General features: G+C 64.9%; 30 protein-coding genes. 12 read left to right on the plus strand and 18 right to left on the minus strand.

Features of this window, described 5'->3' with window-relative positions:
* Window positions 1–7: 7 nt before the first annotated feature.
* The 7 genes from B6V74_RS11435 (at window position 8) to B6V74_RS11465 (ending at window position 5,535) form a co-directional block, all read left to right on the plus strand.
* Window positions 8–763 carry an RNA methyltransferase gene (locus B6V74_RS11435; RefSeq protein WP_088718535.1) on the plus strand — a complete coding sequence of 252 codons (756 nt, stop codon included), beginning with the start codon at window positions 8–10 and terminating at the stop codon, window positions 761–763.
* A 47-nt stretch (window positions 764–810) separates the two neighbouring features.
* Window positions 811–1,512 (plus strand): hypothetical protein, encoded by a 702-nt coding sequence (locus tag B6V74_RS11440; protein ID WP_146694545.1) that lies wholly within the window; start codon window positions 811–813, stop codon window positions 1,510–1,512.
* Between the two features lie 69 nt (window positions 1,513–1,581).
* A complete protein-coding gene (alr, locus tag B6V74_RS11445) occupies window positions 1,582–2,631 on the plus strand; it encodes an alanine racemase (RefSeq protein WP_088722839.1) in 1,050 nt (349 codons plus the stop codon).
* Entirely contained in the window at window positions 2,628–3,419 is a 792-nt protein-coding gene (locus B6V74_RS11450) for an ABC transporter permease (RefSeq protein WP_088722840.1), read from the plus strand. The genes alr and B6V74_RS11450 overlap by 4 nt, the downstream gene beginning before the upstream one ends.
* On the plus strand, window positions 3,416–4,162 hold the full coding sequence (locus B6V74_RS11455; protein WP_088722841.1) for an ATP-binding cassette domain-containing protein: 747 nt from the start codon (window positions 3,416–3,418) through the stop codon (window positions 4,160–4,162). The genes B6V74_RS11450 and B6V74_RS11455 overlap by 4 nt, the downstream gene beginning before the upstream one ends.
* 125 nt (window positions 4,163–4,287) lie before the next feature.
* Window positions 4,288–5,061 carry a DNA repair protein gene (locus B6V74_RS11460; protein WP_233243040.1) on the plus strand — a complete coding sequence of 258 codons (774 nt, stop codon included), beginning with the start codon at window positions 4,288–4,290 and terminating at the stop codon, window positions 5,059–5,061.
* Window positions 5,062–5,097: 36 nt separating this feature from the next.
* Window positions 5,098–5,535: a paraquat-inducible protein A gene (locus B6V74_RS11465; RefSeq protein WP_088718531.1), complete on the plus strand. Its 438-nt coding sequence runs from the start codon at window positions 5,098–5,100 to the stop codon at window positions 5,533–5,535.
* Between the two features lie 33 nt (window positions 5,536–5,568).
* On the opposite strand, the gene B6V74_RS11470 is transcribed toward B6V74_RS11465, so the two are convergent.
* Both B6V74_RS11470 and B6V74_RS11475 read right to left on the minus strand, forming a co-directional pair.
* Window positions 5,569–5,796 (minus strand): DUF1150 family protein, encoded by a 228-nt coding sequence (locus tag B6V74_RS11470; protein WP_075774940.1) that lies wholly within the window; start codon window positions 5,794–5,796, stop codon window positions 5,569–5,571.
* A gap of 23 nt (window positions 5,797–5,819) precedes the next feature.
* The gene (locus B6V74_RS11475; RefSeq protein ID WP_075774941.1) at window positions 5,820–6,230 is read right to left on the minus strand and encodes an Hsp20 family protein; all 411 of its coding nucleotides are present in this window, start codon (window positions 6,228–6,230) and stop codon (window positions 5,820–5,822) included.
* A 232-nt stretch (window positions 6,231–6,462) separates the two neighbouring features.
* Between B6V74_RS11475 and B6V74_RS11480 the strand changes: the two genes are divergently transcribed.
* The 3 genes from B6V74_RS11480 (at window position 6,463) to B6V74_RS11490 (ending at window position 8,326) form a co-directional block, all read left to right on the plus strand.
* Complete coding sequence (locus tag B6V74_RS11480; protein WP_075774942.1) at window positions 6,463–6,681, plus strand: DUF465 domain-containing protein; 219 nt, start codon at window positions 6,463–6,465, stop codon at window positions 6,679–6,681.
* Window positions 6,682–6,783: 102 nt separating this feature from the next.
* Window positions 6,784–7,269, plus strand: coding sequence for a 5-(carboxyamino)imidazole ribonucleotide mutase (gene purE / locus B6V74_RS11485; RefSeq protein ID WP_075774943.1), 486 nt, complete (start codon window positions 6,784–6,786; stop codon window positions 7,267–7,269).
* Window positions 7,262–8,326: a 5-(carboxyamino)imidazole ribonucleotide synthase gene (locus B6V74_RS11490; protein WP_088718528.1), complete on the plus strand. Its 1,065-nt coding sequence runs from the start codon at window positions 7,262–7,264 to the stop codon at window positions 8,324–8,326. Before purE ends, B6V74_RS11490 begins: the two co-directional genes overlap by 8 nt.
* Window positions 8,327–8,386: 60 nt before the next feature.
* Here B6V74_RS11490 and B6V74_RS11495 read toward each other — a convergent pair whose 3' ends face one another.
* Together B6V74_RS11495 and B6V74_RS11500 are read right to left on the minus strand one after the other, a co-directional pair.
* Window positions 8,387–9,190 carry a VOC family protein gene (locus B6V74_RS11495; RefSeq protein WP_088722842.1) on the minus strand — a complete coding sequence of 268 codons (804 nt, stop codon included), beginning with the start codon at window positions 9,188–9,190 and terminating at the stop codon, window positions 8,387–8,389.
* Window positions 9,191–9,202: 12 nt separating this feature from the next.
* Window positions 9,203–9,607 (minus strand): DoxX family protein, encoded by a 405-nt coding sequence (locus tag B6V74_RS11500; RefSeq protein WP_088722843.1) that lies wholly within the window; start codon window positions 9,605–9,607, stop codon window positions 9,203–9,205.
* A 127-nt stretch (window positions 9,608–9,734) separates the two neighbouring features.
* Between B6V74_RS11500 and B6V74_RS11505 the strand changes: the two genes are divergently transcribed.
* Entirely contained in the window at window positions 9,735–10,628 is an 894-nt protein-coding gene (locus B6V74_RS11505; protein ID WP_088722844.1) for a LysR family transcriptional regulator, read from the plus strand.
* A 4-nt stretch (window positions 10,629–10,632) separates the two neighbouring features.
* On the opposite strand, the gene B6V74_RS11510 is transcribed toward B6V74_RS11505, so the two are convergent.
* The 14 genes from B6V74_RS11510 to B6V74_RS11575 all read right to left on the minus strand — a co-directional run bounded on the left by B6V74_RS11510 (window position 10,633) and on the right by B6V74_RS11575 (window position 21,870).
* The gene (locus B6V74_RS11510; protein WP_088722845.1) at window positions 10,633–11,190 is read right to left on the minus strand and encodes a helix-turn-helix transcriptional regulator; all 558 of its coding nucleotides are present in this window, start codon (window positions 11,188–11,190) and stop codon (window positions 10,633–10,635) included.
* Between the two features lie 30 nt (window positions 11,191–11,220).
* On the minus strand, window positions 11,221–11,724 hold the full coding sequence (locus tag B6V74_RS11515; RefSeq protein WP_146694546.1) for a hypothetical protein: 504 nt from the start codon (window positions 11,722–11,724) through the stop codon (window positions 11,221–11,223).
* A gap of 80 nt (window positions 11,725–11,804) precedes the next feature.
* Window positions 11,805–12,314: a PepSY domain-containing protein gene (locus tag B6V74_RS11520; protein ID WP_075774950.1), complete on the minus strand. Its 510-nt coding sequence runs from the start codon at window positions 12,312–12,314 to the stop codon at window positions 11,805–11,807.
* Between the two features lie 138 nt (window positions 12,315–12,452).
* Window positions 12,453–13,685 carry a tryptophan synthase subunit beta gene (gene trpB, locus B6V74_RS11525; RefSeq protein WP_088718523.1) on the minus strand — a complete coding sequence of 411 codons (1,233 nt, stop codon included), beginning with the start codon at window positions 13,683–13,685 and terminating at the stop codon, window positions 12,453–12,455.
* A 105-nt stretch (window positions 13,686–13,790) separates the two neighbouring features.
* On the minus strand, window positions 13,791–14,477 hold the full coding sequence (locus B6V74_RS11530) for a phosphoribosylanthranilate isomerase (RefSeq protein WP_088722847.1): 687 nt from the start codon (window positions 14,475–14,477) through the stop codon (window positions 13,791–13,793).
* A 1-nt stretch (window position 14,478) separates the two neighbouring features.
* The gene (locus B6V74_RS11535) at window positions 14,479–14,835 is read right to left on the minus strand and encodes a LapA family protein (RefSeq protein ID WP_240497095.1); all 357 of its coding nucleotides are present in this window, start codon (window positions 14,833–14,835) and stop codon (window positions 14,479–14,481) included.
* Window positions 14,836–14,841: 6 nt separating this feature from the next.
* Window positions 14,842–15,129 carry an integration host factor subunit beta gene (ihfB, locus tag B6V74_RS11540; RefSeq protein WP_075774953.1) on the minus strand — a complete coding sequence of 96 codons (288 nt, stop codon included), beginning with the start codon at window positions 15,127–15,129 and terminating at the stop codon, window positions 14,842–14,844.
* Window positions 15,130–15,431: 302 nt separating this feature from the next.
* Window positions 15,432–17,111 (minus strand): 30S ribosomal protein S1, encoded by a 1,680-nt coding sequence (gene rpsA, locus B6V74_RS11545; protein WP_075774954.1) that lies wholly within the window; start codon window positions 17,109–17,111, stop codon window positions 15,432–15,434.
* 197 nt (window positions 17,112–17,308) lie between these two features.
* Window positions 17,309–17,908 carry a glutathione peroxidase gene (locus B6V74_RS11550; RefSeq protein WP_088722848.1) on the minus strand — a complete coding sequence of 200 codons (600 nt, stop codon included), beginning with the start codon at window positions 17,906–17,908 and terminating at the stop codon, window positions 17,309–17,311.
* Window positions 17,909–18,004: 96 nt separating this feature from the next.
* Complete coding sequence (locus B6V74_RS11555) at window positions 18,005–18,571, minus strand: hypothetical protein (RefSeq protein WP_088722849.1); 567 nt, start codon at window positions 18,569–18,571, stop codon at window positions 18,005–18,007.
* Between the two features lie 9 nt (window positions 18,572–18,580).
* Complete coding sequence (locus tag B6V74_RS11560) at window positions 18,581–19,189, minus strand: d(CMP) kinase (RefSeq protein ID WP_088722850.1); 609 nt, start codon at window positions 19,187–19,189, stop codon at window positions 18,581–18,583.
* Window positions 19,190–19,237: 48 nt separating this feature from the next.
* Window positions 19,238–20,584, minus strand: a complete 1,347-nt coding sequence (gene aroA, locus B6V74_RS11565; protein ID WP_088722851.1) for a 3-phosphoshikimate 1-carboxyvinyltransferase — start codon at window positions 20,582–20,584, stop codon at window positions 19,238–19,240.
* 59 nt (window positions 20,585–20,643) lie between these two features.
* Window positions 20,644–21,390: a tRNA (guanine(46)-N(7))-methyltransferase TrmB gene (locus tag B6V74_RS11570; RefSeq protein ID WP_075774958.1), complete on the minus strand. Its 747-nt coding sequence runs from the start codon at window positions 21,388–21,390 to the stop codon at window positions 20,644–20,646.
* Window positions 21,391–21,423: 33 nt separating this feature from the next.
* Window positions 21,424–21,870 (minus strand): DMT family transporter, encoded by a 447-nt coding sequence (locus B6V74_RS11575; protein ID WP_088722852.1) that lies wholly within the window; start codon window positions 21,868–21,870, stop codon window positions 21,424–21,426.
* 30 nt (window positions 21,871–21,900) lie between these two features.
* Between B6V74_RS11575 and B6V74_RS19070 the strand changes: the two genes are divergently transcribed.
* The coding region (locus tag B6V74_RS19070) for a hypothetical protein (RefSeq protein ID WP_206185199.1) at window positions 21,901–22,164 on the plus strand (264 nt) is incomplete at its 3' end.

Here is a 22,164-nt window from a genome sequence, read left to right on the forward strand (position 1 = left end):
ACCGCCCATGCCCCATACGCCTGAAATTCCCGATCCCGCCCAGCCCGCCTTCATCCTCGTGCGTCCGCAGATGGGCGAGAATATCGGAGCGGCGGCGCGCGCGATGCTCAACTTCTCGCTGCGCAAGATGCGGCTGGTGGAGCCGCGCGACGGCTGGCCCAACCCGAAAGCGGTGGCGATGGCCTCGGGGGCGGCCGGTCAGGTGCTCGATTTCGCGGGCGTCTATGACAGCGTGGCGGACGCGGTGGCCGATTGCGATTACGTCTTTGCCACCACCGCGCGGGGCCGTGAGTTGCCCAAACCCATCTACACGCCCGAGGCGGCGATGGACGAGGCGCGCAAACGCATCGTCGCAGGCCAGAAGGTCGGCGTGCTTTTCGGGCCCGAACGCACGGGGCTGGAGAATGACGACATCCTGCGCGCCAATGCGATCATCACGGTCCCGGTGAACCCGGAGTTCTTTTCGCTCAACCTCGCGCAGGCGGTGCTGCTGTCGGCCTATGAGTATTCGCGCCACACGCTGGAGTCCGTCCCGATCGATCCGGGGCTTGCGGGCCATGATCCTGCAAGCGCGGTCGAGGTCGAGAAGCTGGGCGATCACTTCGAGCAGCGGCTCGAGGAGGCGGGCTTCTTCCACCCGCCCGCGAAGGCCCCGATGATGAAGCGCAACCTGCGCAACATGTGGACGCGCTTCGCGATGACGCGCTCGGAGGTGCAGACACTGCACGGCGCGCTGCGACAAATCCTCCGCGGGCGCGACTGACGCTTGGTGAAAACCGTGGCTTGCGCCATCTTGGCGGCATGTGGCGAGTGATCCGGGTCTCTCTATTGGCGCTTCTGGCGGGCGGGCTTCTGGGCCTGATCGCGCTGTTGTGGTTCTATCCGGTACTGGCGGCGGGGCTATGCCCGCGCTGCTTCGGGCTGGACCGGGCCGCGCCAGGCATTTTCGTCGAGCATGAGATGAGCCGCGCAGAGCGCCGCGATCTGGTCGAGACGGTCGATGCGGCACGCGACACCGTCGCCCAATTTTATCCCACGCGCGAGGCCCATACCCGCATTCTCGCCTGCACGAGCGACGCCTGCGACCGCCGACTTGGTGGGCGGGGTGCGGCGGCAGTGACCTATTCGCTCGGGGCCTGGGCGGTGGTGCGCGTGGCCCCGCGCGGGCTGACCGAGACGATCCTTGCGCATGAGCTGACCCATACCGAGACCCATGCCCGGCTGGGGGTGCTGGGTCAGGTACGCGGACGCATGCCTGCGTGGTTCGACGAGGGGTTAGCGGTGCTGGTCTCGAACGATCCGCGCTATCTCGGGCCAGGCTCGGGCATCGGGCGCTGTCAGGCGCTGCCGCGCGCCGACCTGCCCAGCTCGCCCTTCGACTGGGCACCGCAGGCCGGGCGCGACAACCGACTTTATGCCGAAGCCGCCTGCGCCGTGCTGATCTGGGAGACGCATCAGGGCGGGCCGGAGGCCATCCTTGCGCGGCTGGACGACGGGCGCAGCTTTCCCTGAAACGCAGCCATGCGCGAGGCGTGCGCGGATTGCGCTTGACCTGAGGGCGTGTGCGCAGAAAAAGGGGCCATGGCACAGGCACATCTTCATATCGACCTCGACGCAGTGGTCAGCAATTGGCGCGCGCTCGACGCGCAATCGGGTGAGGCGACGCGCACGGCGGCGGTCGTGAAAGCCGACAGCTACGGCTTGGGCGCAGAGCGTATCGCCCCGGCGCTTTACCGGGCGGGTACGCGGGACTTCTTCGTCGCGCTGGCCGAGGAAGGCGCGAAGCTGCGTCCGCATCTGGGCGAAGACGCGCGGATCTTCGTTCTTGGCGGTCATATGGCGGGCGATGCGGGTTTCCTGCGCGACGCGCGGCTGATCCCGATGCTGAACTCCGGCGAACAGGCGCAGCGGCATCTGCAGGCGATCCCCGAGAGCCCCGTGGGCGTACAGCTCGACACCGGGATGAACCGGCTCGGGATGGAGGCTGCCGACTGGCAGGCCGCCGCCCCGCAGCTGATGGAGCGCGGGATCGAATTGGTGATGAGCCATCTCGCCTGTTCCGACGAGCCCGACCACGAGATGAACGCCAAGCAGCTGGCCGAGTTCAAACGCATGACCGACGGGATGGGGTTGAAACGCTCGCTTTCGGCGACGGGCGGCATTCTGCTCGGGCCGGACTATCATTTCGACGTGACACGCCCCGGCATCGGCCTTTACGGCGGGCGCCCCTTCGAAGAGGCGCGCCACGTCGTGACCCTCTCGCTGCCGGTGATCCAGACCCGGATCGTCGAGCCTGGCGAAACCGTGGGCTACGGCAACACCTGGACCGCCGAGCGCGAGACGAAGATCGCGACGCTCTCGTCGGGCTATGCCGACGGAATTCACCGCGTGCTGTCGAACATCACGAACCTTTACGCGGGCGACACGCCCTGCCCGCTGCGGGGCCGCGTCTCGATGGACCTGTTGACGGTGGATGTGACCGATCTCGATACGGTGCCCGAGACGCTAGATCTGCTCGGGCCGCATCAGGGTGTCGACACGCTGGCGGATCTCGCGGGCACGATCGGCTACGAGATCCTGACCTCGCTCGGTCCACGCTATGCCCGCCGCTACGCGGAGCCCGCCGCATGACCGCAACGGCGCTCAGCCGACCGCTGGCCACGCTCGGGCGGGCCACGCTCGCGCTTCTGGCGGAGACGGGGCGGCTGTCGCGCTTCGTGGGCGAGACGCTGAGCCACCTGCTCCGCCCGCCCTTCTACCTGCGCGAATTCTGGCTCGCTTGTCTCAATATCGGCTGGCTGTCGCTGCCGGTCGTGGGGATGACCGCCCTGTTCACCGGCGCGGCGCTGGCGCTGCAGATCTACGCGGGCGGCGCGCGCTTCTCGGCAGAGCAGGTCGTGCCCTCGATCACCGCGATCGGAATGGTGCGTGAACTTGGCCCCGTCCTGGGCGGCTTGATGGTGGCGGCGCGTGTGGCCTCATCCATCGCGGCCGAAATCGGCACGATGAAAGTGACCGAGCAGATCGACGCGCTCACCACGCTCTCGACCAACCCGATGAAATATCTCACCGTGCCGCGCGTGCTGGCCGCGACGCTTTGCGTGCCGATGCTGGTCGGCGTGGGCGACGTGATCGGGATCATGGGCGGCTGGGCGGTCGGCGTGAACCGCCTCGGCTTCAACTCCGCCACCTACCTCAAGAATACGTGGGATTTCCTCGAGTTCTGGGACGTGGGATCGGGCCTCGTGAAGGGCGCGGCCTTCGGCTTCATCGTGGCGACGATGGGCTGCTATCACGGAATGAATTCGGGCCGCGGCGCGCAGGGCGTGGGCCGGGCGACGAAATCGGCGGTGGTCGCCGCCTCGGTCGCGATCCTCGCCGCGAATTACGTGCTGACGGAGGCGTTCTTCTCGGCATGATCACGCTTGAGGCCATAACCAAGAGCTTCGGATCGAACCACGTCCTGCGCGGCGTCGATCTAGTGGTGCCGACGGGGCAATCGACGGTCATCATCGGTGGCTCGGGCACCGGCAAATCGGTACTGCTGAAGTGTATCCTCGGGCTGGTCAAACCCGATAGCGGGACGATCACACTCGACGGGGTCGATGTCCGCACCGGGGAGCGCGACGCCTTCCTCGCCCGCTTCGGGATGCTGTTTCAAGGCGGCGCGCTGTTCGACAGCTTTTCCGTCTGGGAGAACGTCGCCTTCCGCCTGCTGCGCGGCGCGCTGAAGCGCCCCAAGGCGGAAGCGCGCGAGATCGCGGTGGAGAAGCTGCGCCGGGTGGGCCTGTCGCCGGATGTGGCGGACCTATATCCGGCGGAACTGTCGGGCGGGATGCAGAAACGCGTCGGCCTTGCCCGCGCGATCGCCGCACAGCCCGAGATCATCTTCTTCGACGAACCCACCACCGGGCTCGACCCGATCATGGCGGGTGTCATCAACGAGCTGATCCGCGAGATCGTCACCGAGATGGGCGCGACCGCGATGACGATCACCCATGACATGACCTCGGTCCGCGCGATTGCCGACCGCGTTGCAATGCTCCACGCGGGCAAAATTCGATGGGAAGGTCCGATCTCGGAAATGGACGCGACTTCAGACCCTTACGTCCAGCAGTTCATCCACGGACGTGCGGACGGACCGATCGAAACGCTTCGTTAACATACAGGCTGCGGAACCAAGCGAATTTCCGCGCATTCTCCCCAAGTGCTTGATCCGCCAACGAGACTCAAACTCGGACCGGTTCCGGCCAACATCTTCAACAAGGGGACCGGGGGGTTCAGACAATGCAAACCGAACACGTTGGGAGCGCCAATCTAGACCGTATCAACGCGGCGATTGGCCAAGCACTTACCGTCACCGTCGCAATCACCGCACTCGCCGCGATCGGCGCGGTCGCTGCGGCGTCGCTCGGCCTGATGCCGTGGCTCAGTCTCGAGGCGCAATTCGGCGACACCGTCCTGCCTGATTTCGGCGCCTGGCTACAGGTTGGCGCAGCGCTTCTGGCGCTGATCCTGTTGCTCTATCTGCCCTCCTGCTCGCGCGTGTCGAAGCTCGAAGGCAGTCATCGGCGGTTCCACGTCGACATGGATGACGTGACCCGCGCCTATCGCAGCGCGCATGATGCGGACCGCGCAGGCGTTTTTGCGCTGTCGGGCGAGTTCGACGCCATGCGCGAACGCATCAGCTATCTGCGCCAGCATCCCGACCTGGGAGGGCTCGAGCCGGAACTGCTGGAACTGGCCGCACAGATGAGCCTGCAATCGCGCGACCTCGCGAAGGTCTATTCCGAGGAAAAGGTCAAACGCGCCCGCGCCTTCCTCGAACAGCGCCAACAGGAGGCGGAGACGCTGAGCGATCAGATCGCGGTCGCCCGTGGAACCTGCACGCAGCTTCGCGAATGGCTGACCGATGTCGAGACCGAGGAGCGCGAGGTGAACGCCGAGTTTCGCCTGCTGGAGCGCGACCTGCGTGACATCCTGCCGCTGCTGGGCTACGAAATCGAAGACGGCCCGCAGCCCAACGTGGTGCCGATCGCGAAGAAAGAATCCAAGTCGTAACGGGGCCGAAGCGTCCCTCGGGAAGAGCGCCGGTCGATGCTGAAATTCGCCAATCTGGCGCTCTTGCTGCTCTTTCCCCTCGCATGGGCCGCGCCGCTTCTGCGCGCGGGGCTCTTGCCCTTCTTCGGGCTGGAGGAAATCTCGGTGCTCAGCGGGCTGCAGACACTGTGGCGGACCGATGTGTTTCTCGCCCTGCTCGTCAGTTTTCTGGCCCTGTTTGCCCCCTACCTGAAGGTAATCGGCGTTGCGCTGATCCAGTTCGATCTGGCCTCGCCGCGCCTGCTGCCGACGCTGAACGTCTTGGGCAAGCTGGCGATGGCCGACATCTTCCTGATCGCGATCTATATCGTCGTGGCGAAGGGCGTGGGCGTCGGGCGGCTCGAGACGGCTTGGGGGCTGTACCTGTTTACCGGATGCGTCGCGGCCTCTTTCGCGATCTCGCACCTGGAAATGAAAAAGGCGCCGCGAGGGTGATCCCCCGGGCGCCTTTCGCGTCCGTTCAACCGATCAATGGACCGAGACCGGGTCCAGATCGTTCTGCCGGGCCAGCGAGAAGGCCAGCTTGCGGTCCTTCACCAGCGCGAGCCGTTCGCCATCGCTGTCATGGACAGCATAGAGGTGATCGACATCGTCCAGTTCGGCCCGGATTTCCTCGGGCAGATCAACGACCGCCACTTCGCGAACATAGACGATGGGATGTTCGGCCTTATCGCCGAAATCGTATTCCGTATTCATTGCGCTTTTCCTTTCCTGCCTGATTATTTCCGCTCGATCGGGATGGTCTGCACGATCGTTTCGGGCGGCGCCCTGTTCAGATCGACATGCAGTAGACCGTTCTCGATCGTGGCGGCTGCGACCTCGACCCCTTCGGCGAGCACGAAGCTGCGCTGAAAGGCCCGTGCGGCGATCCCGCGATGAAGGAACAGGCGGTCGCCATCCTCCTCGCTTTGACGGCCGCGGATCACCAAAGCCCGGTCTTCGAGCGTGATCGCGAGGTCTTCCTCTCGGAAGCCTGCCACTGCGAGCGTGATGCGGAACGCATCCTCGCCGCGTTGTTCTATGTTATACGGCGGATAGGCATCCGATCCCTTGGCGGTGCGTTCCACCAGCCGTTCCAGCTGGTCGAAGCCCAGCAGGTAGGGATGTGCGCCAAAACTCAGTTTCGTCATTCGGCAAGCCCTTGATCAAGCGACGTTGCAAGTTCGGGCCCCGATCTTCGGCAGCCCACTAGTTAAATATGGGCGGCGTGGAAGCCCCCTGCAAGACCCCGCCGTCCATTTACGCTAAGGGCAAATTTTCTCCTAAGTCGTTCGAAACCTGTTATATTGACCCTCCCCCCTGACGGGCCCAGCCGAGTCGGGCGGAGGGTAAATCGCGCAACCAGAACCGGATGATACGGATATGAACGCCCATCTCGAGATGGATCATGAAGAAGTGCTGCGGGTGAAGCTGGAAGTGCTGCGGCGTGAACACCGCGATCTGGACGAGGCGATCTCTGCCCTCACACAGGCGGTGCATTCCGATCAGCTGCGCCTCGTGCGACTGAAAAAGCAGAAGCTGGCCCTGAAAGACGAGATCGCGCGGATCGAAGACCAGCTCACGCCCGACATCATCGCCTGATCCCCGAATTGATCCCGATCCGATCGGCGCTGCAGCCCTGCCGGGGCTTGCCGCGACGGCACAGATTCCTATAGTGCGCGCTCCATCTGAAAAGGGGGCGTCATGAGCGTGAAAGTGGGAATCATCATGGGCAGTCAGTCCGACTGGACCACGATGAAAGAGGCGGCGGAAATCCTCGACGAACTCGGTGTGGAATACGAGGCGAAGATCGTCTCGGCCCATCGCACCCCCGACAGGCTCTGGTCCTACGGCAAGACCGCCGTGGAGCGTGGTCTGCACGTCATCATCGCAGGCGCGGGCGGTGCCGCGCACCTGCCTGGAATGATGGCCTCGAAAACCCGCGTGCCGGTGATCGGCGTGCCGGTGCAGACCAGGGCGCTCTCGGGCGTCGACAGCCTCTATTCCATCGTGCAGATGCCCAAGGGCTTCCCCGTCGCGACGATGGCGATCGGCGCGGCGGGTGCCGCCAATGCGGGCCTGATGGCGGCGGGAATCTTGGCCGTGTCCGATGCGGATCTGGCAAAGCGGCTCGATGACTGGCGCGAGAAGCTCTCGGCCTCCATCAAGGAGGAGCCGGAAGATGAGTGAGCCCCTGCCCTATGGGTCGGTGATCGGCATCCTGGGCGGCGGTCAGCTGGGACGGATGCTCTCGGTCGCGGCCTCGCGTCTGGGCTACAAGACCCACATCTTCGAGCCGGGCGCGAACCCGCCCGCAGGCGACGTGGCCCATGCGGTGACGACTGCGCCCTATGAGGACGAGGCCGCGCTGCGCGCTTTCGCCCAAGCCGTGGACGTCATCACCTACGAGTTCGAGAATGTCCCGACTTCGGCGCTCGATCTGCTGGAAAGCCTCAAACCGATCCGCCCCAACCGCAAGGCGCTCGCCGTCAGCCAGGACCGTCTGGTGGAGAAAGCCTTCCTCAACGACCTGGGCCTCGCCACAGCACCTTTCGCCGCCGTGGACGATATCGAGGACCTCAAGGAAGCGATCGCCGAGATCGGCTGCCCCGCGATCCTGAAGACACGCCGCTTCGGCTATGACGGCAAGGGACAGGTGGTGATCAACGCGCCCGAAGAGGCTGCCGCCGCGCTGGAGGACATGAAGGGCGCGCCTGCGATCCTCGAAGGCTTCGTGGAGTTCTTCAAGGAAATCTCCGTGATCGGCGCGCGCGCCGAGGATGGCGCGATCTCCTGCTACGATCCGGGCCAGAACAAGCATGAGGGCGGCATCCTGCGCACCACGCTGGTGCCCGCCGCGATCACTGACAGCCAGCGCACCGATGCGGTACTGCTGGCGGCGAAGATCCTGAACAAGCTCGATTATGTCGGCGTGATGGGGGTCGAGCTGTTCGTCACCCGCGACGCGCTGATCGTGAACGAGATCGCCCCGCGCGTGCATAATTCCGGCCACTGGACGCAGGCGGGCTGCGCGGTCGACCAGTTCGAGCAACATATCCGGGCCGTGACCGGCTGGCCGCTCGGCGATGGCGGGCGCCATTGCGACGTCGAGATGGAGAACCTGATCGGCGACGACATGGACCGCGTGCCGCGGCTGGCGAAGCTCGCGCGGTATCAGATCCATCTCTATGGCAAGGCCGAGGTGAAGCCGGGCCGCAAGATGGGCCATGTGAACCACATCCTGTAAGAGAAAGGCGCCCATCGCGGCGCCTTTCTCTTATATCGCAAGATCACTTATGTCGCACGATCACTTCGCGGACCATGTGAAGCGCGTGCCCCACGGGTCTGCCACGCTGTCGCCATAGGCCTCGCGGAAGACGGCGAGCGGCTCGGCATCGGCCTTCAGCCCCACCTCGGCCAGACCGGTCACGGGCTGGTGACGTTCCTTGGCGCCGCGGCTATTCCAGATATTGGTCGCGAGGTGGTGGTGATAGCCGCCCCAGCCGTGGAAATTCGCTCCCGGATAGCGGGCCATCACATCCGCACCGAGCGTCTCGGCATAGAACGGCTCCGCTGGATCGAGCGCACCGACCTGCAGGTGAACGTGCCCGATCACCGAACCCTTCGGCGCGCCGCGCCACGGGCCGCGGGCCTGCGCCATCACGTCAGCCAGATCGAGCGGGTCGGTCACCATCGCGATCATCCCGTCCTTGCGCGGCCAGTCTTCGCGGGCACGGTCACGGTAGATCTCGATCCCGTTGCCTTCGGGGTCGTGCAGATAGACCGCCTCGCTCACGAGGTGATCGGACGCCCCGTCGAGCCGGATGCCTTTCTCGGCGGCGTGGTTCAGCCACGCGCCCAGATCGGCGCGGTCGGGCAGCAGAAAGGCGGTGTGAAACAGTCCCGCCTCTGCCCGGCTCGATTTGCGCGCCTCCGGGTCGGCTTTCAGGATCACGAGCACCTTGCCATCGACGCCGTAACGCGCCTCGGCAGTGTCGCCCCCGATCCGCTCCAGCCCGAGCACGCTCTCGTAGAACGCGCCCACCGCCGGGAGGTCACGGACCACGAGGGTCACATGGCCGATTTCGACATTTGCATCACTGGTCGCCATCGTCTCCTCCTGTCATTTCCGGATCAAAGGGCGCAGCGCATAGGCGCCGTCACCCAGAGCAGCGAGCGTGAATTGCACGATGGCCCACATCACCGGATATTCCCAGCCGCCGCCTTGGTTCGAGAATCCGAAGCCGTTGCCCCAGTGCGCCGTGAAGGCCGCGCCGAGCAGGATGAACCCGAGCCCGAAAGAGACGATCCGCGCATAGATGCCGGTGAGCAAGGCGATACCGCCGAGGATTTCCGCCGACATCGTCACGATGCCGAGCCAGCCGGGCAAACCCAGCGATTCAAAGAAACCCATCGTGCCGGCCGGAGTGAAAACGAAAAGCTTCGTCAGGCCGTGGGTGAGAAACAGCGCCCCGGTCAGAAGGCGCAAAACGAGGACGCCGTAGGGGGCGAGTTTGGTGTCGATCATGGTCTATCTCCTGCAACCGCACTCTGTGTGCGGTGTGTTCGCGTTACAGCGAGGAAATTAGCCGTTCCGTTAGTGAATAAAATGGATATTATCTGGAATGACTTTTACCATTTTGTTCTGAATAGCGATGGATATCACCGAACAGCTCCGCGCCTTCGTCGCGACCGCCCGCGCCGGCTCTTTCACCGCGGGGGCGGAGCAACTGGGCATCTCCAATCGGCTCGCCTCGAAATACGTGGCCGAGCTGGAGGACCGCCTTGGCACGCGCCTTCTGCAGCGCACGACGCGGCGGATCGGGCTGACCCCTGCGGGCGAACGGCTGCTGGCCGATGCGCCGGGCGTGCTCGACGCGCTCGACGATCTCTTGGGCGCGGTGTCCGAACAGTCGCGGGGCTTTTCCGGCGTGCTGCGGATCTCCGCGCCGGTCACTTTCGGCGAGGTCTATCTGGCCGAGATGCTCGCGCGCTTCGCCGCACCGCACCCCGATCTGGTGATCGATCTGACGCTCTCGGATGCACCGACAGATCTGGCCGCCGAGGGGATCGACCTCGCTTTCCGGATCGGGCAGCTGCGCGATCAGGCTCTGCGGGCGCGCAAGCTGGGCGAGATCGGGATGCGCGTCGTGGCCTCTCCGGCCTATCTCGAACGGGTGGGCCGTCCTGCGAAGATCGCCGATCTGACCGATTACCGCTGCATCCATGACAGCAATCACAGCGCGATCCCGCATTGGCGGCATCGTGAGAGCGGCGAGATCACCACCCTGCCCGTTCCCGCGCAAATCCGCGTCAACAGCGCCCGCGCGGCCTGCGAGCTGGCGCTGGCGGGCCACGGCATCGCCTATGGGCCGGACTTCGTGCTGGGCCCTGAAATCGCAGCGGGGCGGCTGGTCTCGCTCTTTCCGGAGGAGATGCTGCTGCGCATCCCGATTCACGCGGTCTATCTCGACGGGCCGCGCCTGCCGCGCAAGCTGCGCGCGTTGATCGAGTTCGCCTACGAGGATACGCGCCCCTTCCGGACCTGAGCGCTCAGCCCTTGACCGTCGCCGTCACGCCGCGCGTGGCCGCCGTCTCGGACCGCTGTGCGCTTTGGGCGCGCTGGTCCATCATGTCCTCGACGAAAAGGCTCAGAAGCGCGCCGCGTCCGTTCACCCCGGCTTTGCGGTAGATTGCCGCGCTCTGCGCCTTGGCGGTGCCCTCGGACGTCCCGCGAAGGGCCGCGATTTCCGCCGTGCTGAGCCCCTTGATCGCGAACAGCGCGACGTCGCGCTCTGCCGCCGTGAGGCCCCAGTCCGAGAAGCGTTCTTCCAGAAGGTCTTCGAAGGCCGAGGTCGCCCGGTCCAGGCGCGCCTGCGCCCGCGCCCCCTCGCGTAGTGCCCCCGCCAGAGCGAACGCCCCGAGCGCGAGGCCCAGAACGAGGCCGAGAGCGGCGCCGATTTCGAGGAATTCGCGGTTCTGCCAACTGATCGGCGCCGGGTAGAGACCGAAGATCGACAGCAGGATGTCGGAGATGAAGAACAGCGCGCAGACAGCCTGAAAGAGCAGGATCGCCCCCACAAGCACCGCCCGGCGCAGCCGCGACGTCATAGCGCCGCTCCCGTCGACCGCTGCGGGGCTTCAATCATCCGCACTGTCTCCGCCGCTATCGCTGCTATCGCTGCCCCCGCCATCGTCGCTGCCGCTGTCGTGGCTTCCGCCATCGTCGCTGCCGGCGCTGGACCCGCTGTCGGATCCGCTATCCGAGTCGTTGCCGCCATCGTCCGACCCGTCGTCGGAGCCGTCTCGTCCGGATGTGGCGCCCTGTCCGGCATAGGAGCTCGATCCGTTCCCGCCCAATGGCGTGTCGTTCAGGATCGGCCTGCGGCTGGAGCGTGACAGATCGCGCAGGATCTCGCCGCTGCGCGGATCGAGGACGATCTCGCGCTCGACGCCTGCCCGGGTGCCGGTGATGCGCACGCGGCCCAACAGGGTCCGCTGTACGTCGATGCCATGATAGCCGTAATCTTCGAGCTGTCGGGTGACCGCCTCGCTGGCGCTCTCGGCACGGGCGAGGCCGGGCGCGAAAGGCACGCTCAACGCGCCGATCAACGCGGCTATCGCCAAGTCTCTGCGCAATCTCATCGGCTCCTCCTCCCGCGCGGATACGCGGCTCTTGCGGGGATTATGCCCGGCGCAGGGAGCGCCGGGCAAGTCCGTTCGGATCAATCGTCGTTGCTATCATGCGAGCCGCCGTCATCCGACCCGCTGTCATGCGAGCCGCCGTCGTCGGAACCGCTGTCATCTGAGCCGCCATCGTCCGAGCCGTGGTCGTCCGAACCGTGATCGGAATCCGACATGGTGTGATCGCCGTCGCTGCTGTCATCCATGCCCTGATCGTCGCTACCGTTATGGTCGTCTTCGCTGCCGTCGTAGAAATCTTCCGATTGCTGACGGACGCTGACGCCCTGCGTCATGTCCTCGCCCGCGCGCGTCCGGTAAGTTTCCTGTTTCTGGATCTTGCCGGTCTCGCGGTCATAGACCACTTCGATCTTGGTGCCGTCGGGGTTGTAGCCCTCGGCCTTGACCTGGGTCGGGCCGACCTTGATCTCGATGCTGGTGAAGCCATTGGCCTGAAGATCGGCGGCGATGCCGTCCGTGGACACTTCAGCCTGCGCCATATGCGCTGAGACCGCGAATGCCGCGAGTACGGCGAGGGTAGATTTCATCTTCATCGTCTCTCTCCTCCGATGGGAATTGCGCCGCGGGCTGCGACGTCGGGGGAGAGGGTCGGCGGACAGGGCCCGCCGGTCCATTGACAATTGGGTTATGTCAGCACATTCGGCCTGCCGTTGCAGGACATAAACCTGAGTTTATGCCTGCATATCGAAGCCGAGATGCTTCGCGACGGCGAAAATGTCCTTATCGCCGCGCCCGCACATGTTCATCACGATGATATGGTCCTTGGGCAGATCGGGAGCGATCTTCATCACATGGGCCAGCGCGTGCGAGGGCTCGAGCGCGGGGATGATCCCTTCGAGACGGCAGGAGAACTGGAACGCCTCCAGCGCTTCCTTGTCGGTGATGTTCACATATTCCGCGCGACCCGTGTCGTGCAGCCAGCTATGCTCCGGCCCGATTCCCGGATAGTCGAGCCCGGCCGAGATCGAATGCCCTTCGAGGATCTGTCCGTCCTCGTCCTGCAGCAGATAGGTCCGGTTGCCATGCAACACGCCCGGACGCCCGCCGGTGAGCGAGGCGCAATGCTCCATCTTCTCGTCCACGCCGTGACCGCCGGCTTCGACGCCGATGATGCGCACGGATTTGTCGTCGAGGAACGGGTAGAACAGGCCCATCGCGTTCGAGCCACCGCCGATCGCCGCGATCACGGTGTCGGGCAGACGGCCCTCGCCTTCCTGCTCTTCAAGCTGCCAGCGCACTTCCTTGCCGATGATCGACTGGAAATCGCGGACCATCGCCGGATAGGGGTGCGGACCGGCCACCGTGCCGATGCAGTAGAACGTGTCGCGCACATTGGTCACCCAGTCGCGCAGCGCATCGTTCATCGCGTCTTTCAGCGTGCCGCGGCCCGATTTGACGGGCACGACCTCGGCGCCCAGCAGGCGCATCCGGAAGACGTTGGGCGCCTGACGCTCGACATCGGTCGCCCCCATATAAACCACGCATTTGAGGCCGAATTTCGCGCAGACCGTCGCGGTGGCCACGCCATGCTGGCCCGCGCCGGTCTCGGCGATGATCCGGGTTTTGCCCATGCGCCGTGCCAGCAGGATCTGCCCCAGCACGTTGTTGATCTTATGCGCGCCGGTGTGATTCAGCTCGTCGCGCTTGAGATAGACCTTCGCGCCGCCCAGCTCTTCGGTGATGCGGGGCGCGAAATACAGCGGCGACGGACGGCCGACATAGTGCTTCCACAGATCGTCCATTTCGGCCCAGAAATCGGGATCGGTCTTGGCCTTCTCGTATTCCTCTTCGAGCGCGAGGATCAGCGGCATCAGCGTCTCGGACACGAAGCGGCCACCGAAAATGCCGAACCGCCCATTCTCGTCGGGCACATTCATGAAGGAATTGATCAGATCGTCAGCCATGGCTCACCTCGCGCTTTTCGTGACGACGGGTCTAGCGTCAAAGCGGGGCAAGATAAATCCCTGCCCCGGCCTCAGACCAAAAATACTCGATTGCGCCGGGCCCGGCTACGCCCCGTCGGCCCCCTGACGCGCGGCGTGCACGAAGGCGCGGATTTTCTCGGGGTCTTTCACGCCCGGCGCGCTTTCCACCCCGGAAGAGACATCGACCTGCCGCGCGCCGGTCAGCAGGATCGCTTCGGCCACGTTTTCGGGCGTCAGCCCTCCGGCCAGCATCCACGGTTTTTCCCATTTGCGCCCGGCGATCAGCCGCCAGTCGAAGGAAAGCCCGTTACCGCCCGGAAGCTCCGCCTCTTTCGGCGGCTTTGCGTCGAGCAGGATCTGGTCGGCCACCGCCTCATAGTCCGCGATCTTCGGCAGATCGGCCGCATCCGCGACGCCCACCGCCTTCATTACGGGCAGACCGAACTTGGCGCGGATCTCGGATACCCGCTCCGGCGTCTCGGAGCCGTGAAGCTGGATCATGTCAAGCGGCACGGCCTCCGTGATCTCGGTGAGAAGCTCGTCGCTCGGGTTCACAACCAGGCCAACCTTGGCGATGCCGGGTTCCACCTCCTGCGCCAACTCGCGCGCCTCGGCGATCTCCAGATGACGCGGGGATTTCGGGAAGAAAACGAAGCCAACATAGCGCGCCCCCGCCTCGACGGCGGCGGCGATATCCTCGGCCTTGCGCAGCCCGCAGATCTTGACCCGGGCGAGACCCTGCGCGTTGCGGTCTATGGCGACGGTCGGCATCTCAGCGCGAGGGCTGGTCGAGCAGCGCCAGCACGTCGTCCTTCGGGCCGGTCTTGTCGTGGCGCAGGGTTTGAACCTCCGCCTCGAGCTTGCGGGCCTTGCGGTTCGACTGGCGGGCATCGCGGCGCAGACGCGCCTCGCGCGCCCATTCCCAGACGAAACCGATCAGCAGGCCGATCAGAACGCCCGCGAGGATCACGAGGAACAGCGGCACCTGAACAGCCCAGTCCCAGCCAAGGAAGCTGCCCGCCTCGAGCGGCAGCACCCGCAGCGTGACGATTTGACGATTGGCCAGCGCCAGTCCGATCAGGACCACGGCGAGCAGGCCGAGAAACAGCAGCCGAAGCGCTCGAATCATTAGCTCTTATTCCTCTTTCCCGTTCAGCCGGTCGCGCAGCAGCTTACCGGTCTTGAAGAAGGGTACATGTTTTTCCTCGACCTCAACCGCTTCGCCGGTGCGCGGGTTCCGACCGGTGCGCGCGTCGCGCTTCTTGACGGAAAAAGCCCCGAAGCCGCGCAGCTCGACGCGGTCGCCCGAGGCGAGCGCCTCGGTGATCTCGTCGAAGATCGTGTTCACGATCTTCTCGACATCCCGCTGGTAAAGATGCGGATTCTCCTCGGCAATCTTCGTGATCAACTCAGAGCGGATCATCTTGTTATCTCCCCCACGGGCTTGGCCGGGTGAGCTCCCGGCTCTCACATGCGTCAGAGTGCAATTATAGGACCAATCGGGTCAGCGCGGAACAGCAAAGACCCGGAAAATCCACGTAAAATCGAGCCCCTAGCGGTCTGCCGCCGATAGAACCGCCTTCGCAATCGCAGAAAATCGGCCGATCGCCCGCCCACGCGTCACCCTGTGCGCGAATCGCTGTTGCACATCGCCAAGACTTTGCAGGAACGAAAAAGGCCCCGCCAAACGGCGGGGCCTCCGGATGGACCGAGCGGTCCGATCTCTTACTTGTCGCCCTTGAGCGCGGCGCCCAGGATGTCGCCCAGCGACGCACCCGAGTCCGACGAGCCGTACTGTTCCACGGCTTCTTTCTCTTCAGCGATCTCGCGCGCCTTGATCGACACACCCAGCTTGCGGGTCTTGGAGTCGACGTTGGTCACGCGGACATCGACGTGATCGCCAACCTGGAAGCGCTCGGGGCGCTGGTCGGCACGATCGCGGGCGAGGTCCGAACGGCGGATGAACGACTTCATGCCGTTGTATTCCACCTCGACGCCACCGTCTTCGATCGCGGTCACGGTCACGGTCACGATCGAACCACGCTTCACGCCGTCAACGGCATCCGAGAACGTGTCGGCGTCGAGCGCCTTGATCGAGAGCGAGATACGCTCCTTGTCGGTGTCCACTTCGGTGACAGCGGCCTTGACCATGTCGCCTTTGCGGTAGTCCTGGATCGCATCCTCGCCACGCTGTTCCCAGCTGAGGTCCGAGAGGTGAACCATGCCGTCGATGTCGTTCTCGAGGCCAACGAACAGACCGAACTCGGTGATGTTCTTGACTTCGCCTTCGATGACGGTGCCGACCGGGTGGGTCTCTGCGAAGACTTCCCACGGGTTGCGCATGGTCTGCTTGAGACCCAGCGAGACGCGGCGCTTCGCGGTGTCGATCTCGAGGACCATGACGTCGACTTCCTGGCTCGTCGAAACGATCTTGCCGGGGTGGACGTTCTTCTTGGTCCAGGACATCTCGGACACGTGCACGAGACCTTCGACACCCGGCTCCAGCTCGACGAACGCGCCGTAGTCGGTGATGTTGGTCACGCGGCCGGTATGCACCGAACCCAGAGCGTACTTCGATTCCACCGAGTCCCACGGATCCGACTGCAGCTGCTTCATGCCGAGCGAGATGCGGTGGGTTTCCTTGTTGATCTTGACGACCTGGACCTTGACGGTCTCGCCGATCGACAGGATCTCGGACGGGTGGTTCACGCGGCGCCATGCCATGTCGGTGACGTGCAGCAGACCGTCGACGCCGCCCAGATCAACGAACGCACCGTATTCGGTGATGTTCTTGACCACACCATCGACGACCTGACCTTCGGAGAGGTTGGCGATGACTTCGGCGCGCTGTTCGGCGCGGCTCTCTTCGAGGATCGCACGACGCGAGACAACGATGTTGCCACGACGACGGTCCATCTTGAGGATTTGGAACGGCTGCTTGAGACCCATGAGCGGGCCAGCGTCACGCACCGGGCGCACGTCAACTTGCGAGCCGGGCAGGAACGCGACAGCGCCGCCCAGATCGACGGTGAAGCCGCCTTTGACGCGACCGAAGATGGCGCCTTCGACGCGCTCTTCCTTGGCGTAAGCTGCTTCGAGGCGATCCCATGCCTCTTCGCGGCGGGCTTTCTCACGCGAGATCACGGCTTCGCCGCGGGCGTTCTCGACACGGTCAAGATACACTTCGACTTCGTCGCCGACTTCGATCTGCGGAGCCTCGCCGGGGTTGGCGAATTCTTTCAGTTCGACGCGGCCTTCCATTTTGTAGCCGACATCGATGATGGCCTGGCCCGCCTCGATGGCGATGACCTTGCCTTTAACAACCGAACCTTCGTTCGGGGTGTCGATTTCGAGGCTCTCGTTCAGAAGGGCTTCGAATTCGTCCATGGTTGCATTTTGCGACATGCGTTCAGATTTTCCTTTTCATCTTCGGTTTTCTGGCCTTGCGGTTGGCTCCGCCGGTCTTTCGTTGGAATGTCCGTGCTGCAATAGCGCACAGGCCGGGTGAGTCCCGACCTGCCTCAGACCGCGCCGATATAGGCGCGATCAACCATTATCGCAAGCATTTATTGCGTCCTGAGCAGGCCGTGGCGGCCTCTCGCTCAACCGTGGCTCGCACTGGCGAGAGCGGCCTTGACGTCGCCCAGCATCCACGACGAAAGCGGGGCCGCGCTGGCGGGATAGGTCGCGATCACCGATCCGTCGCGGCCCAGCAGCACCTTGTTGAAGTTCCAGCTCGGCTCGAACCCCTCGGTGTCATGCATGTAGCGGTAGAACGGATGCGCCTGCGGCCCCTTCACCTTGGCCAGCTGCGCCATCGGCAACTCGGCCCCGAAGGTCAACGCGCAATAGCGCTTGGCCTCCTGCGCAGTGGAGAGTTCCTGATGGAAATCGTTCGACGGCACGGTCAGAACGACCAGCCCGTCGCGTCCGTAGGTCTCGGACAGTTTCTGCAACTCGGTGAACTGGGGCGCGAAGCCGCATTTGGATGCGGTGTTGACCACGAGCAGGACCTTGCCACGAAAATCGGAGAGCGACACTTTTCCGCCTTCGACCAGATCGAAGGACAGATCGCCCGGCACCGGCGTCGCGGAGTGCGCCTTGACCCGGAGCGGTTCGGGAAGCGGACTGTCGGCCCACGCCGGAGCGGTCAGGGACGCGGCGCCAAGACAGATGCAGGCCAAAGCCAGGGGCAAGCGCATCGGACCTTCCTCATGTAGTTTCCACGTACCGCTAACGCAGCGAGGCGGGAAAAGGTTCACCATTTCGTGATTATATATTTCGGATGTTTCTTTTCCTCAATCGCAAATGCGATCGACGCGGCGATATTTCGGCACCGGGAATTCCGGTATTTCCATGGGATCACGGGGCTTTACGCCAGGGCGCACCGCTTCCGGTGCGGTGGTCACGCTGTCGAAATCGAGCGCGAGGCGCTGGCAAATTCCGAGGCTTTTCTGCGCTATCGCCCCCAGATCGCTCAGATCGACCAGATGCCCGCCCTTTCGCGCGAAGCCCGTGACGCCGAAATCGAGCGGCGGATCGAGGCGCAAGCGCTCGGTGTCGGGACCGAAGAGCGTCGCACCGCCTTTCCAATCCCCGGCAGGCCCAAGCGCCACCTGCAGCTCGAACCGGCCCGGCGGCACCAACAGGCGAAAGAACTCCCCACCCTGCGCATAGGCCCCCATCACGTCCTGCCCGGTCATGGCATCGCGCAGCACGATGTAGAGATCGCGATCCGGGGCGGATTTGATCTGCAACGGCATGGTGCGCGGCAGGTCCGTCTCGCTCCATAACAGGCCCTGCGGGCGCTCCTCGGCGGTCGCCTGAGAGGCTAGAACCAGCAAGAGGAGCCCCCAGCGCAGCATCGCCGCCCCCTAGTCCAGATCGCCCGCGCGGCGGGCCTCGATCTGATCGGCGGCGCGGGCGACCGCCTCTTCGATGCTGAGATCCGACGTGTCGATCACGAGCGCATCCACGGCCGGGCGCAGCGGACTGTCGGCGCGGCCCATGTCGCGAGCGTCGCGCTCGCGCACCTGCTCCAGCACGTCGGCCTCATCGCCACCCAGTTCCAGCCAGCGCCGATGCGCGCGCACCTCCGGCGAGGCGGTGACGAACAGCTTCACCTCGGCCTGCGGGCAGATCACCGTGCCGATGTCGCGCCCGTCGAGCACCGCACCGCCCTCTCGCGCCGCGAAATCGCGCTGAAACGCCACCAGAGCCGCGCGCACCTCGGGGATCGCGGCGACGATCGAGGCCGCCTGCCCCGCTTCCATCGTGCGCAGATCGTCGCGCTCCAGATCCTCGGGGCGGAGCGCCTTGGCCGCGGCGATGGGCTCCAGGCCCTCGGTCTCGGATTTCATGCCGACCGCGCGATAGAGTGCACCGGTATCGAGATGCGCCAGCCCAAACCGCTCGGCCACGGCGCGGCTGATCGTGCCCTTGCCAGCCGCGGCGGGGCCATCGATGGCGACGGTAAAGCGCATGAACGGTCCTTTCTTCTCACAGCGACGCGGACAGCCGCCCTGCCCGGCTCAACCTTCGCGGACGATCTCCGCACCCAGCTGCGCCATCAAATCTTCGAAGATCGGGAAGGAGGTTGCAATGGGCGAGCCGTCATCGACCGAGACCGGCTTCTGCGCAGCCATGCCCAGTACCATGAAGCTCATCGCGATGCGGTGGTCGAGATGGGTCACGGCGGTGCCGCCGCCCGGCACGCCTTCGGGGCCGCAGCCATGCACGATCAGCGTATCCTCGTCTTCCTCGATCTTGACGCCGTTGGCTTCCAGCCCGCGCGCCATCGCGTCGATCCGGTCGCTTTCCTTCACGCGCAGCTCATGCACGCCGGGCATGCGCGTCACGCCTTCGGCAAAGGCTGCGACGACCGAAAGAACGGGATATTCGTCGATCTGCGCCGAGGCGCGCTCGGCGGGCACGTCGATCCCGTGCAGCTTGGAATAGCGCACGCGCAGATCGGCCACCGGCTCGCCCCCCTCTTCGCGCTCGTTCTCGAAGGTCAGGTCCGCGCCCATCTCGCGCAACGTGATGAAGATCCCGTTGCGGGTCGGGTTCTGGCTGACGCCCGGCACCACGATCTCCGAGCCCGGCACGATCAGCGCAGCGCAGACCGGGAAAGCGGCCGAAGACGGATCGCGCGGCACGGCGACCTCTTGGGCTTTGAGTTCCGGCTGGCCCTGCAGCGTAATGACATGGCCCTGCTCGGTCACTTCGGTGGTGATCTCGGCACCGAAGCCGCGCAGCATCCGCTCGGTATGATCGCGGGTCGGGGTCTTCTCGATCACGACGGTCTGACCCGGCGCGTTCAGCCCCGCCAGCAGCACCGCCGATTTCACCTGCGCAGAGGCCATCGGCGTCGCGTAGCGCACGGGAGCGGGGCTCGGCGCGCCGAGTATGGTCATCGGCAGACGACCGCCATGACGCCCGAAAGCTTGCGCGCCGAACAGACGGATCGGGTCGGTGACGCGGCCCATCGGGCGTTTGCGCAAAGACCCGTCGCCGGTGAAGGTCGCCACGATCGGCGAGGTCGCCATCGCGCCCATGATCAGGCGCACGCCGGTGCCGGAATTGCCGCAATCGATGACATCCTCAGGCTCGGCAAAGCCGCCCACGCCCACGCCATGCACCGACCAGCTGCCGGGACCGTGCTGCGTGACCTCGGCGCCGAAGGCGCGCATCGCCTTGGCCGTGTCGAGCACGTCTTCGCCTTCGAGCAGGCCGGTGATCTTCGTCTCGCCCACCGAGAGCGCGCCGAGGATCAGCGCGCGATGGCTGATCGACTTGTCGCCGGGAACCTCCGCCGTGCCCTTGAGGGGACCGCAGGCGTGCGAGGTCATTTTGATCGGTGTGCCGTGGCCGGACATGATGCCTCCCTAATTTCAACGCGCCCCTGTTAGCGCGATCTGGCGGGAGGCGGAAGGGCTCAGATCCGCCGATAGGTCAGGTAATGCGGCTTGCGGCCCTCACGCAGCGCTTTCTGTTCGTAGCGCGTCGAGAGCCAGTCCGCCCACGGTGTATCCCAATCGCCGGAAACCGGCTGCGGATCGTCGAAATCGAAGGCGGCGGGCACCTCGAACAGCGGCTCGAATCCGGCCTGCGGGACTTCCTCGACCGTCTGGCGGACATAGTCGGGGATGTCGGTCGCCACGCGGAATTCCGATCCCGGTTTCAGCGCGCGGTGCAGCGGTTCGAGATGCTCCTGCGTCACGAAGCGCCGACGATGGTGCTTCGATTTCGGCCACGGGTCTGGATAGAGGAGAAACGCCTTCGAGATCGAGCCCTCGGGCAGCACATCCATCAGGTCGCGCGCATCGCCGGGATGGACCGAGACATTCGGTATTTTCTCGCGCCGCAGCTTACCCAAAAGCATCGCCACGCCATTGACGAAAGGCTCGCAGCCGATGAATTCCACGTCCGGATAGGTCTGCGCCATGTGGGCGAGATGTTCGCCCCCGCCGAAACCCACTTCAAGCCAGACCGGCTTGCCCTTGAACCGCGTCTCCATGTCGAGCGGCTCGCGGTCGGGGTTCTCCTCCCAACCGACGGGACCGGGCAGACGGCCCGGCAGGTCCTCGCGCAGATATTCCTTCTGCGCCTTGTTCAACGTCTTGCCGTGGCGGCGACCATAGAAGTTGCGCCAGGGCTGTTCGGGGGTGTCATTCTCGCTCATGGGAGGGGCCTCTAGCGGCGTCTCTCGAAAGGTTCAAGCCTTCTGAATGAGGAAGAGCCCCAGGCACATGAAACCGATCCCCGCCCCGCGCATCAGAGTGATCGGCCGGACCAACGCGCCAAACAGTCCGAACTGGTCGATCGCGGCGGCGGCGATCATCTGGCCCAGCAGCACGAAGAACACCGCATTGCCGACCCCGAATTTCGGCGCGATGAAGGTGATCGAGATCACGTAGAAGGCAACGAGGAGTCCCGCGAGAAACAGATACCAAGGCTGACCCGGCAGACGTGCGAGCGGCGCGGGACCGACGGTGAAGAACATCACGATCACCGCACCCGACAGCGCAACGCAGAACAGGACGACCGCCGCGACCGCAGGCGATGCGATCCGCGCGCCAAGCTGGGCGTTGAGAGCGGCCAGCACCGGAATCCCGATCCCGGCGGCAAGCATGATGGCGGCATAGCGCAGGGCGTCGGGCATGGTCTGTCTCCTGTTGTTTTGCGGCGGAGAGTGGCGCGGAAGGTCGGAAGGCGCAAGCTGGATCGCGAAGCGTTCGGTCTGCTCGTCTGCGCGCACGAACCGCTTGGGCCGACCAGCCCCAAGGCCGCGCCCGACCCTCAGCACCATCCCTGCAAAAGCAAACGGGCAGAGGTTCCCCCTGCCCGTCGCAAATTCCTGAAAGCTCTCGCCTCAGACCGCTTTCTTCAGCGCCTCGACCAGATCGGTCTTCTCCCAGGAGAAGCCGCCATCGGCCTCCGGGGCGCGACCGAAATG

It is taken from the genome of Thioclava sp. F42-5 (assembly GCF_002213195.1).
GTDB classification, from domain to species: Bacteria; Pseudomonadota; Alphaproteobacteria; order Rhodobacterales; family Rhodobacteraceae; genus Thioclava; species Thioclava nitratireducens.